The organism is Microcoleus sp. S36a_B3, assembly GCF_036700745.1.
Lineage (GTDB): Bacteria > Cyanobacteriota > Cyanobacteriia > Cyanobacteriales > Microcoleaceae > Microcoleus.
The window spans coordinates 99,318-111,861 of sequence record NZ_JAUBPN010000004.1 but is presented as its reverse complement, the minus strand read 5'-3'; the positions used below and the strand labels follow the sequence as shown (position 1 = coordinate 111,861).

Sequence of the window (12,544 nt, the reverse complement as noted above, 5' to 3'; positions counted from 1 at the left end):
TTTTGCTAAGATAGATGGCTAAGCTAATAGTTTAAGTCTCGCGGGCGATCGCGACGGCAATCTTGATAAATTTCGTTGTTTACCCTCTCTTATAATTCATGACTCTAACAGTTAGTTTTATTGCTTTTGGACTTCAGCCCTTGTACGTGAGCTCTTTTTTGCCAGACCTGCCCCTCGACAGCTTGTTTTCGACTCAAGGGATTATGGTGATGCTGCTGGCGGCCTATGCGGGGGCGATGTGGATGTTTCTCACCAGTGCTCCGAAGGTACACACGGTGATGGTATCGGATCTCGGACAAGCCAGAGAGTTTTATGAAGGTATGCTAAACCTGCCCGTAGCAGAAGTGCCGCTGCATTACTACTACAATTACGAGCAAACCTTGGGAACCACGGGTATCGACCCCCTGTATTTGTCGCCGAATGTCGGCAGGGGAACGAGCTCTCAAACGATGGGGAGTCCCGAAGGTTTGTGGTATCAGTTGATGAAAAATACTCAACTGCACATCATTAGTGGCGCCAGTGTAGGGGAAAAAAATCGCGAACGTCATGTTTGTTTCGATCGCGATTGTTTGGATCAGCTATTGATGAGGGTACAAACTCGCGGCATTAGTTATAAAATTCGCCGGGAAAAGCCGCTGAATTTTTTGGTCAAGGATTATGACGGCCGCGTGATTGAAATGGCCGAGGTTAGTAATTAGATATAGCCTTTCTCAGAAAGAGAGTCGGCGGTTGAAACCGCAGCTATACAAACGATGTCCGCCTCCGCGGACTGAAGAAAATAACGTAATTTTAACTGCCTGTCTTTAACCCGCGTCGGCGGGTTTTGTCTGTGTAGCCGCGGTTTCCAACCGCCCGGTATTCAGGATTTCTAGTTTCTCAATTAATCTTGGCTTCAACGCTGGATTTTTCCGAGGCTGCTTTAATCTCTGGAATCGCCTTGCGGCTGAAGATTTGGAAATACAAAGAAACAAAAAATTCTTTAACTGGGAAAACGATCAAAGTTAAAGGATTGATGGTGACAATGATATTGCGGACATCGGCTTTAGCTTGTTTGACAATTTGCTGCGCTACCCAGTCTGGCGACATAATGCCGATCGGGTTTAAGTTGCTTTTAAACGGCCCTAAAATCAGTTTGCGAACGATGCAGGGCGCGTCCAGCCTCCGCAAAGTAACTAAATCTCCCAAGGCGCGTTTGCTGAGTTCGTACAGCGGACTGACAGCGGGAATCACTTCTGCTTCGGAAGTATTGATCCAGACTTCTTTGCAAGCGATGTTTTCGTTAGTTCGGACTGTTAAGAAAAAGAGTTCCATCAGCCGCCACGCGGAAAAAGTGTTAATTTCGTATGAGTTGGCGATCGCCTCTCCGGTTCTTTCAGCCTGTACATTAATCCCGTGATTGATCACGAGAATATCAATTTTTTCTAACAATTGAGCTAAATCTGCCTCTGCGCCAGCGTGCCAAATTACAGTTTTTACAGGCAAAATATCGCCGCCTATATTCAAAGTAATTTCCTCATTTCCAGAGGATAGGGCGATAACTTTTGCACCAGCTTTGTGCAGGTGTTTGAGAAGCAAACGCCCTAAAGTTCCCGATGCACCGGTGACGGCTACAGTTTTGCCTTTAAGAGAAAGTGCTGTACCCATAAGTTTATCTATTAAGGTGAAAGTACCGCAATAGTAAGCATTTTGATTGTCGAAGTGGTGCCGCCAATGATAAGGTTTATTAACGAACCAGTTGCCGGGGATAGTCTGGAATTCTCCCGGTTGGTGGGTGATGTCGGTTAATTCGTCTGCACCTTTGATTCCACACGCGCGGGCGATCGCGCTCAACAAAAAGCCTAAAGTATAAATACAACCGGCTGCTGCGCCCCAGTGATATGCCGGCAGCACAAAATAAGCTAAAACCCACAGCAACAAGCCCAAAACCATCATTGCCGCAGCTTCTGGCACATCGTGACGCCAGTGTGCTTGCTTGTAAATTGTCTCGCTGACAGCAGTCAAATTCGGGCGGAAAACGCGGTGATGCCAATTGTGCAGCTTTTGCAAAGGCGGCACATAATGAGACGCGACGTGATAAAAGTCTCGGATGATTTCTGCCCAAAACACAGAAGCTATTGCTACAGCGCCGACTATCCAGTAATTTACCATACTCGCAGAAGTTATAAATTTAAGATATTATATCATGTCTGGTCATAAAAAAGGTTCGGTCGCGGTCGTTATCGGCGGACATGATATTAGATATTGTCTGTTTTAAAACAAAGCTTAAAATTGCTTTTATTGCTAGTCGGGCAGTTGACTTAGGCGTTTTAAAATCTGCAAAACGCGGTACAATTCATTGCCGGGATTGGAAATAACAAATTCAGCCGATCGGGCATAGTGGGGATGTTCCCCTGTGACTAACTTCACAAAAGAGAAGTTAGCACCTGTGGAAATCATGCCAAAAGTAGGAGTTTCGGGATCGGGATCTGCCAGCATATATGTCAGGAGTTGTGCGAGTGCTGCGTCAGTTGAAAACGAAAGTTGTTTGGATTCAATTACTGTCACCCACAAGTTTGCTTTCATGATTAGGATATCTATTCTGCCTTCGATGATTCTGCCTTCGTCTTCTTCTTGAATCGCGATCGATTTTTCGGCTTTGACTTGAAAAGGAGACTCAAACAGACCGGCAATAAACAAAATAGGGCTGACTATCGTGAGTTTGACTGCATTTTCCAACACGGGCGGGGTGTCTACCAAGTTGAAATATATGTCTTGAACGCGATCGAGTAATTGTTTTTCTGAGTCTGTTACTTCCGGCAAGTTTTCTTGCCATTCTGGGAAAAAATCAGCTTTACGAACTCGCTGCAAGCCGAAGTTATCGATTAGATAGCGGAGGTTAATATCTCTTGCTTGAAGTTTTTGCATTATAATTTATCGAGTTTAAATTATTGGTAATAATTTTAGCATAAGTGTCATTGCAACCGCAGATAAAGGCAGATAAACGCAGGTGAACGCAGATGGGTAGAGTTGATTTTGTTGAGGTTTTTGTTTATTTGGGCTTGAGATCGCCATTTGGCTGTTTTTGGGCTGCTTGCATTTGCAGCAATTGCGGCACGGTGACAAAACGGTATCCCTGCTGTTTGAGTTTGGGAATAATTGCCGACACGGCCTCGACTGTTTGCTGGCGATCGCCCCCGCCGTCGTGCAACAATACGATCGCCCCCGATGTCGCTTGAGACAGCACAGTGCGGGTTATAGCAGCAGCCGGAGGTTGCAAAAAGTCTTTAGGATCGATCGACCACATGACAACTACGTAATTTTTCTTTTTGGCATAATCTGCAAAACCGTTATTTAAACGGCCGCCGGGAGGACGAAACAACAAACTTTTTGCCCCACTCGATCGATAAATATGAATGCCTGTATAATCGATTTCATTTGAGGCTGTTTTCTCAGTGACATTATGATAAAAGTGATGCCATGTATGATTGCCGATCGCATTTCCCGCTTTTACGACTTGCTTCGCAATTTCTGGATTTTCTCGCAAATTTACACCCAAACAAAAAAATGTAGCTACCACATTATGTTTCTGCAAAACTGCTAATATTTTCAAAGTTTCCGCAGTTGGCCCATCGTCAAATGTCAGGGCGATAACTTTGGAGTTGCTGATACTTGCTTTATAAACAATCTGGCTGCGAAATTGCGCCGGCGGTGCGAATACTAAAGGTTGTTCGGCGGGTTGCGGAGTTGGAGTTGTGGCGGGAGAAGGCTGTATTTGGGGTTTTGGCGGTTTGAGGAGGTTTGGCGGGAAATTGTCAAAAGGGGGGATTTGGGCGAGGGAATTTGAATGGCCAGTTTGTCGGTTTTCTGAAAATAGGAAAATTAGGGCGATCGCTCCGATAAGTATAATACTTTTAATCGCTAATTTTTTAGTAAATTTGGTATTCATTAACTGTAATATTTGCTGTTAACGATATAACGATAGCTTACAACTTTGTCTAAAATTAGATAAAATTCAAGATAGCAACGCATCATCACAGGAGAAAAGCCATGATTGCTCCGGGAAATCTCAGCCGCATCACGATTCCCCCTCTGGAAAATGGCGAACTTGCTAAATTTTTGCAGAATTCGAGCGGCGCTATACAGCCATGTCCGCACTCAAAAAAGCAGAATTGATTGAAGGAATTGTTTATATGGCTTCACCCTTACGCTTTGAACCCCACGCCGAAGCCCATGCCGATTTAATGGGCTGGCTGTGGACTTACAAAATTGCCACCCCGGGCGTGCGTCTGGGCGATAATCCCACCGTGCGTCTCGATGTGGATAACGAACCTCAACCCGATGCTGTACTGCTAATTGATGCCCAACGAGGCGGCCAAACTTGCCTTAGCGATGATGGCTATATTGAAGGTGCACCCGAATTTGTTGCCGAAATTTCTGCAAGTACCGCTACGATCGATCTGCGGGACAAAAAACGAGTTTACCGCCGCAATGGAGTCAAAGAATATCTCGTTTGGCAAGTCATGAATCGCCGGATAGATTGGTTTTCGTTGCAGGAAGAAGAATATATTTCTTTGCTTCCCGATGCTGAAGGAATTATCCGCAGCCGAGTTTTTCCGGGGTTGTGGCTGGCTGTTTCAGCACTGCTAGAGGGGGATATGCCAAGTGCAATCGCCACTCTTCAAGCCGGATTAAACAGTGACGCACATCAAGAATTTGTCCAACAGTTAGCCACCAGCCAAAATCCTGTTTTGTAGAGACGTAATTCGCGCCGTCGCTATAAATAATTACGCTAAAAGCGACAAGTTTGCCGCGCCCTTTCATCCTCCGGTTCTTGCCAACCCCAAGAAAAATGACTCACCGCATTAATTTGCGGCGTTGCTGAACGAATTGCCTGCATTTGAATCTCCAAAGACGGCCGATTTTTCACAGATTTTCCCCAATCTCCAGCAATGGCAGGAATAATTTTTGCTCCTGCAGGCGCTAAACTCACTACCCGCTCCACCTGCGGCACAATACAGCTTACATTCCCGCAATTTCCGTAAGACATCGCGTGGAATTCTACAGCAGCCGGAAAGCTGTCCCAAGGTTGCAATCTTGAATCATATCCCCCTTGATTTATCTTTTTATTTGCATCAGGGAAAAATACCGCTCCTACAGGAATTCCCAGGCTTTGAGCAGGCCGAGTTGCCACCCCAAAAAAATCTAAAATTCCTTGGACTGCGTGAGCAACGCTCAGTTGCCAGAGGTCTTTTTGTAGAATGCCCGTGTCGGGAAGCGGCGGTTTTGGTGTCGGTTTTGGTGTAGGAGTTGCAGTATTTGGCGATTTTGTGGCGGGAGTTTGTGAAGCTACTTTTGATGCGTCATTCTGTCTTCGAGAAGCGGGAGTTGCTACTGGTACAGCTTGCGGAATTCGCCCCTGCCACAGAGGTTCTCGCTCATTCGGATATTGTTTGACTACTGCTTGAACGTCATTAGTATTGATAAATCCTTTAGTCAAATATCGCTGAATTAAATCTCGCCCTTGCTGATTGTTAGCCCGCTGTAAAAGCATTTGCTGCGATGCTGGGCCGTAAATCCACAAGTCTTGAACTTTGGTAGCAACTGAAGCCGGCCCGAAGCCCCGTAGATAGCGAATGTAGTCGAATAACATTCCTTGCGGTCGGCGCTTGACTATTTGATTTACTAATAAAGTATAGTCTTGCCTCGCTTGCGTACTGTAGGGGTCGATAAAGGCTTGATTGCCCGGAACTTCTCCGAAGTCGTCGTTAATTGTTGCGTCTTTAATTATTGTTAAACTTGTCTGGTTTTGGCCGTTTAATGCGAGGTTTTGCTGTCTGTCTGGACGCTGAGAATAGGTATAGCCAAAGTTCATGGTAAACAACCAGGTGTATACTTTTAAACCTCGCTGTTTGCCTTTGGCGATCGCCTTTTCCAGCAAATCGTATTTTTCGTAGCCGGGATTTCTCAAAACCGAAGGCCAAACAGTCGGATTATCTGCTACTGGAAGCAGCACTTGACCGTCGTAAAATGCTTCGATATAGACTTCATTGTAGCCTTTATTGACAATGTTGTCTAATACTCGATCGACTTCTCCTGGCCTGACATCGCAGGGATACAAACGCAGCCAAACTGCTTGGGTTTGAGGCCAAGTTTTTTGGCGGCATTGTGCTATTTCCCGCGCGTGTTTGTTCAAAACGGCAAAATATGCTTGCTGGGATTCTGATTTTCCTGACAGGGCGGCGCGGCGCAAGTCTTCTTTTTGATTTACGTCTTCTTTGGATAATTGACAATAGGCTAATGTTTCGGCAAAGGCTGCTTTATTTTCGATAAATGGCCACACAAGTTGGCTGATGAAGCTACTTGTTAAAACAGCAGTTACCGCACTTAAAAAGCGTCGCTGGTGTTGAAAGTTCGCGATGCGAGTTGGTGCAATTTTCATGGGATAGTTGAATCGGGTTTTCTAGTTTAAATTGGCTGGCGATCGCTGGATTTGCGATCGCCCAGACGCACATCTACAAATTTTCTACTTTTTTTCTCGTTAACTCCGCCCAAAAACGGGTACAAGCACCCTACTTATAGCATTTCTCAAAAATCGACTGACTTCAACCCTGCAAGCACAGGTACAAATTTGTGAGATTGTCGAGCCTTATTTATGGGTTGTCTATCGCGACGCATCCTACGGCTAAATCCAGCAAAAAAAACGCCTGGGTAAAGTCGGCGCTAAAAACAGTTGATATTTTTACTAAAAATTGTTAACACTCAAATGTTAAGGATCAAAGATGAATTATTAAAATCGATCTTTTATCCTTAAATTTTGAAATTAAGCCCCTCTATTGAGAGCAGATTCTACTTGCTGAAATTCAATCTCTAGACGATTTTTCAACTTTTCAGGAACTGGACGATTTGGATAGGAACTATAATGTCCTGCTAAAGAGTTTAATGCCGTCCGCATTGTCGTGAAAGATGTCAGCTTGGCAAGAGCGGGATCGCGGCGGTATGCAGCAGAAAAATCGTTGATACTTGTGCGAGCACCAGCTTGAGCGGCTGCTTTTTCCGGTGTGCCCTCTGGTAAAGTGAGCGCTGTTCTCAAGCTGCTGACTAATGCTAATGTGTCTTTGCTGTAGTCTCCACTCAGAGTGGCGGGAACATTGGTACAGCCAGCTACGCCGATGACAACAACTAATACGAGGGCTAACAGACGGGAAATGTAATGCTTCATAGGGGTTAGAAAAAAGGAAGTGAAAGCGGCAATCAAATTTAACCTTTATCGTATCTCGAATTGAGCTAATAATGTCAAATAATGTCAAATTTTTATTATTTATTGCAGTAATACCATAAAAAGTACAATTTGTCAATCTCACAGGGATTGATTTATGAATCTCCAATTTAAAATCAATCCGTCAATCAATTTCAAATCTAAAATCGATTGATTTGTCCAGAAGCAACGGAGAGAATTTGGGTTTGTCGCAGCCACTGACTGTCGAAAGCGCCTAAGTGAGTCGTAGTAATTAGAGTTTGAAATCGTTCTTGAATTGTTTCTAAAAGTTGATTTTGGCGGTTTAGATCGAGTTCGGCAAGTACGTCGTCTAGCAATAGTAAAGGTGCTTCGCCTACGACTTCTTCAATAAGCTGCAATTCGGCTAATTTTAATGCTAATACGAGAGTTCGCTGCTGGCCTTGAGATGCGTATTGACGAGCTGGGGTATTGTTAATTGTAAATATAATGTCGTCGCGGTGGGGGCCGACTAATGTGGTTCCTTGAAACTGTTCTGCGATCGCCCTTTTTTGAATTTTTTCTAAAAATGCTTGCCGCACTCCTTCGAGATTGTCTTTACCAATTAATTCCGAGCTTACTTCAATATTAGCATCGTATTTCACATCTAAAACTTCTGCTGAACCGCTAATTGAACGATGCCAATTGCGAGCTAATGGCATCAAACGCTCCAAAATTCGATCGCGCCTGCGGATCACGCGAGCGCCCGCTGTCGCCAACTGCGCGTCCCACAAGGCTAATTCTGAAGTGGGAATGGGGGATTGGGAGTTGGGAATTGGCGAGTATTGAATATTTTCCGGTTCGGGATTTTCGAGTTGCAGAAATCGGGTTTTGTCAATATTTTCGGAAAATTCGGCTTGTCTGATTGCTTTAGAACGTTTTAACAGAGCGTTGCGCTGGCGCAAAATTTGGTTGTACTGCTGCAAAATGTGAGCGTAAATCGGCTCTAATTGGATAACTAGCCGATCGATCCAATTGCGCCTTCCTTCTGGTCCGCCGCGCACTAAGTCTAAATCCAAACAGGAAAATTGTACTACATTTAAGACGCTCAAAAAGTCTAAATGGCGGCGCAGGGGTTCGCCGTTTAGCTTCAGGCTGCGGCGCGCTCCTGAGCGCAGTGTTAAAGATAGGTCGATCGCTCCGGTTTGACGTTCTAGCGTAGCATCAATTTGGGCGATCGGCTTGGAGTCGAGGATTAAATCGCGATCGCGCGATACTCTGTGGCTTTTTAAGGTGGAAAGCAACTCTACAGCTTCTAACAAGTTAGATTTTCCTTGAGCGTTATTTCCTAATAAAATGGTTTTGGGAGCGTCAAACGTTACCTTTTGATCGAAGTAGTTCCGAAACTGCCGTAGGTGCAGCGTTTTCAAATACATAATATTGGTTATTGGTTATTGGTTATTGGTTATTGGTTATTGGTTATTGGTTATTGGTTATTGGTTATTAGTTATTGGTTATTGGTTATTGGTTATTAGTTATTGGTTATTGGTTATTGGTAATACAGTCATCGTAGGGTGCGCCGAAGAGCACCTTACCTATTCAAGGGCTAATTTCTGCAATTGCTTTTTTGCGGAGCGTTGTGCTCGCAATGTATAGTGTTTAGACTCGCGCCAAATGTGAAGGGTATAACGAATAATGAAACATCGCTCATTATCCGTCAGCCGTTAACACTATTTTCTCGATTTGTACAAGCGCACGAACACTTTTTCCATTTCAATCCAGACAAACATTAGGGCGCTGAAACCGAAGCAAACCATCAATTCAAAGGGCGACAAATAGTGAGTGCCGAAAAATTCTCTCAGCGGTGGAACGTAAATCAGCATTAATTGCAAAGCAGTAGTAACAATTACAGCTCCCCAAACAAAAAGATTAGTGAAGGGATTTAACTCGATAGTTAGCCGAGTGTTAGAGCGAATGGCGATCGCGTGACCCATTTGCGCCAAACAAAGAGTTGTAAATACCATTGTTTTCCAAGCCTCTGGATTGCCGTGTCCGGGAGCGTGAGTATAGTCATAAGCCCATTTCATCATGCCGATCGTCAAAATTGCAAAAATAATCCCGATCCGAATTATGTAAGAACCCAAACCCCGCGCAAAAATACTTTCTCGCGGGCTGAAAGGAGGCTTGTTCATCACGTTCGGTTCGGCCGGTTCCACGGCCAAAGCTAAAGCGGGAACGCCGTCTGTGACTAAGTTCATCCACAAAATTTGCAGCGGGGTCAGCGGTACTCCTCCCAAACCAATTAATGGTGCGGCCGCAATTGTCAAAACTTCGCCGATGTTGCTACCCAAAATGTACTTGATAAAGCGGCGAATGTTGGTATAAACTACTCGCCCTTCTTCAGCGGCGGCGACAATAGTGGCGAAGTTGTCGTCTAGCAGCACCATATCGCTAGCTTCTTTGCTGACATCGGTGCCGGTAATTCCCATTGCGATGCCGATATCGGCTTGTTTCAATGCGGGTGCGTCGTTAACGCCGTCGCCTGTCATGGCGACAAATTTGCCCCAACTTTGCAAAGCTTGGACTATTCGCAATTTGTGTTCGGGGGAAACGCGGGCGTAAACGCTAATGTGTTCGACTTGCTGTTTGAGTTCTTCTCGGCTGAGTTTTTCTAATTCTTGACCGGTGAGAACTCGATCGCCCTTTTGTGCAATACCTAAATCACTAGCAATTGCCTTTGCTGTCAACTGGTGGTCTCCTGTAATCATCACCACCCGAATCCCTGCATCGCGGCACTTCACCACGGCTTCGCGCACTTCCGGGCGCGGGGCGTCTAGCATACTGACGAGTCCCAGCCAAATCATGTCTTGTTCGCTGGTTTCGTCAGAACCTTCGGGCGGCAGGTTTTCCCAAATTTTGTAGGCAAATCCGAGGACTCGCAAACCCTCGCTTGCCATGTTGTTGTTTTCGGCGAGGATGCGATCGCGCATTTCCTGATTTAAAGGTTGTACTCGATCGCCGATTATGATGCCTTTACAGCGCTCCAAAGTCAACTCTGGAGAACCTTTGGTAAACATCAAATAATTCGCCTGCTGTCCGTTTTCGGCTGGAAATCCCGAATGTCCCGATCGACCAGGTACTTGGCAAATCACGCTCATCCGCTTGCGTTCGGAAGAAAAAGGAAATTCGGCCGCGCGCTGCAGCAATTGACACTGTTTTTCTTTATAAATGCCTGCTTTTCCCGCTAAAGACAGCAGAGATCCTTCTGTGGGGTCGCCCAAAATCTTCCATTCTTGCTCTTCGTGCTGCAATACTGCGTCGTTGCAAACGGCACAGGCAATTAATAAAGATTCGAGTTCTGGATATTCTTCTAAATTATTAATTTGGGTCGAGGTATGGCGATCGGTAAAATCTCCGATCGGGGCATAGCCGTCGCCTCCAATGCCGATCGTACAGTCGCCCGTAGACACTCGCTGAACGACCATTTTATTTTGAGTCAGAGTACCTGTTTTGTCGGAACAAATGGTAGTCACCGAACCCAAAGTTTCTACAGCAGGAAGTTTGCGAATCAGGGCGTTCCGCTTCACCATCCGCCTAGTTCCGAGTGCCAAAGTAACTGTCACGACTGCTGCGAGTCCTTCGGGAACTACAGCCACAGCCATGCTGAGAGAAACTTCCAACAAATCTTCAAACCTGCTGGTATCGAACCCGATACTACCGTTGTTGAAGGTAATCATGCCGCCGATGACGACAACTGCGACTAAGGCTAGGGCACCGGAGACTAGAACGTTTCCCAACTGTCCCATCCGCTGTTGCAGGGGAGTTGGTTCGCTTTCTACTGACTGAAGCATGGCGGCAATTTTACCCAGTTCAGTCTGCATTCCGGTGTTGGTGACGATCGCCTTGGCGCGCCCCTGAACAACTTCTGTGCCCTGAAAAATTAGGTTTAGCCGATCGCCCAAGGAAGCATCTTCGGGAAGTTCTAGCTCAGCTTGCTTGGTAACTGCCATTGCTTCTCCCGTCAAAGCAGATTCTCTGACTTGCAGATTTGATGTTTCGATCAACCTGCCATCTGCTGCTATTTTTACCCCAGCCTCTAACAGCATCACGTCTCCGGGTACGAGTTCTTTGGCTGCTATTTCCAAAGTTTTGCCGTTCCGCAGGACTCTGACTAGGGGGGAAGCGAGGTTTTTGAGGGCTGCGAGGGCTTTTTCAGCACTTTGTTCTTGGAAATAGCCGAGAATGCCGTTGAGTATGACGATCGCAAAAATGGCGATCGCATCTTTGGGAAAAGTATTGGACTTGATGTCTAAGAATCCAGAAACCACGGCCACACCCATCAGCATCAACAACATGATGTTGGTGAACTGATCGACAAAAATCGACCACGGACTGCGGCCTCCTGTTTCTTCGAGTTCGTTGGGGCCGTATTGCTGCAAGCGTTCTGACACCTGTTGGCTGCTCAAGCCACCGTCTTTGTTACTGTTTAGCTGCTTGAGAGTTTTGTCAATTGGTACGGTGTGCCAAGAAGAGGGAGAATTTAAAGAAGACATAAATTACGATCGAGCGTGGGGCATAAAGGTGGTTGCGGCCGGACAGTTACAGTCGATCGATACTGCATAGGTATTGGTTCGAGATAAGAAGCAGGAAGCTAGACACTTCTCTATCTCTGGTCTATCTCTGGCTCTCTCGATCTGTTGGTATATTTACCCAAAAATTGGGTTTAAAGCCCCGTCGTTCTACGACGGCTTTCCCAAAACTTGTGCTCTAATAACTTCAACAATCAAATTATTTGATTGTAGTCGCCATCGGGCATGGGGAGACTTGAAACGGACGGGGAGCGACAGTCAGACGACAACGGTCGCTCAGGTTGCGATGAACCGTCAAGAATCCCCGTCCTTTCTACGGCGGGGAGTATGTCAACGCTGATAGCACTCATCTACCTTACCAAAAAATTGGGTTTAAAGCCCCGTCGTTCTACGGCTTTCCCAAAACTTGCGATCTAAATAACTGCAACAATCAAATTCTTTGCATTGTTGTAGTCGCGATCGGGCCTAGGGAGACTTGAAACGGACGGGGAGCGACAGTAAGACGACAACAGTCGCTCAGGTTGCGATGAACCGTCAAGAATCTCCGTCCTTTCTATGGCGGGGAGTATGTCAACCACCCAATTCTGAGTGGATCTTGGATTGGGCACTTTTTTGGCTTTTTTCCCTATTCCCCCGCCTTGTTTTCGCAAAACTTTAATTTTCTTGATTTTTCTTAATAATAGGCTTTTTCGGGGCAAAGCGCACAATGGCGATCGGGATGCGGGACAATTTTGTGCTGCCCCACGGTAAAAATCAGGGCAAT

8 protein-coding genes and 1 pseudogene are annotated in these 12,544 nt (G+C 45.7%); 2 read left to right on the top strand and 7 right to left on the bottom strand.

Annotated elements, in window-relative coordinates; translation table 11 throughout:
* Positions 1–98 precede the first annotated feature (98 nt).
* Entirely contained in the window at positions 99–698 is a 600-nt protein-coding gene (locus tag QUA01_RS06305) for a glyoxalase-like domain protein (RefSeq protein WP_194009340.1), read from the top strand.
* Positions 699–876: 178 nt separating this feature from the next.
* Here the strand turns inward: QUA01_RS06305 and QUA01_RS06300 are convergent, their stop codons facing one another.
* The 3 genes from QUA01_RS06300 to QUA01_RS06290 all read right to left on the bottom strand — a co-directional run bounded on the left by QUA01_RS06300 (position 877) and on the right by QUA01_RS06290 (position 3,925).
* A complete protein-coding gene (locus QUA01_RS06300) occupies positions 877–2,148 on the bottom strand; it encodes a bifunctional sterol desaturase/short chain dehydrogenase (protein WP_194066811.1) in 1,272 nt (423 codons plus the stop codon).
* Between the two features lie 132 nt (positions 2,149–2,280).
* Entirely contained in the window at positions 2,281–2,904 is a 624-nt protein-coding gene (locus tag QUA01_RS06295; RefSeq protein WP_194066810.1) for a restriction endonuclease subunit R, read from the bottom strand.
* A 124-nt stretch (positions 2,905–3,028) separates the two neighbouring features.
* Complete coding sequence (locus QUA01_RS06290; protein WP_333088060.1) at positions 3,029–3,925, bottom strand: polysaccharide deacetylase family protein; 897 nt, start codon at positions 3,923–3,925, stop codon at positions 3,029–3,031.
* 101 nt (positions 3,926–4,026) lie between these two features.
* On the opposite strand from QUA01_RS06290, the pseudogene QUA01_RS06285 reads away from it, so the two are divergent.
* A pseudogene (locus QUA01_RS06285) lies at positions 4,027–4,733 on the top strand (Uma2 family endonuclease).
* A 35-nt stretch (positions 4,734–4,768) separates the two neighbouring features.
* On the opposite strand, the gene QUA01_RS06280 reads toward QUA01_RS06285, so the two are convergent.
* From QUA01_RS06280 to QUA01_RS06260, 4 genes are all read right to left on the bottom strand, one after another.
* Entirely contained in the window at positions 4,769–6,418 is a 1,650-nt protein-coding gene (locus QUA01_RS06280) for a hypothetical protein (protein ID WP_333088059.1), read from the bottom strand.
* A 381-nt stretch (positions 6,419–6,799) separates the two neighbouring features.
* Positions 6,800–7,198, bottom strand: coding sequence for a photosystem II protein Psb27 (gene psb27 / locus QUA01_RS06275; RefSeq protein WP_333088058.1), 399 nt, complete (start codon positions 7,196–7,198; stop codon positions 6,800–6,802).
* Positions 7,199–7,395: 197 nt separating this feature from the next.
* On the bottom strand, positions 7,396–8,628 hold the full coding sequence (locus tag QUA01_RS06270) for a DNA replication/repair protein RecF (protein WP_333088056.1): 1,233 nt from the start codon (positions 8,626–8,628) through the stop codon (positions 7,396–7,398).
* A gap of 294 nt (positions 8,629–8,922) precedes the next feature.
* Positions 8,923–11,745 carry a cation-translocating P-type ATPase gene (locus QUA01_RS06260; protein ID WP_333088054.1) on the bottom strand — a complete coding sequence of 941 codons (2,823 nt, stop codon included), beginning with the start codon at positions 11,743–11,745 and terminating at the stop codon, positions 8,923–8,925.
* Positions 11,746–12,544: the final 799 nt, after the last annotated feature.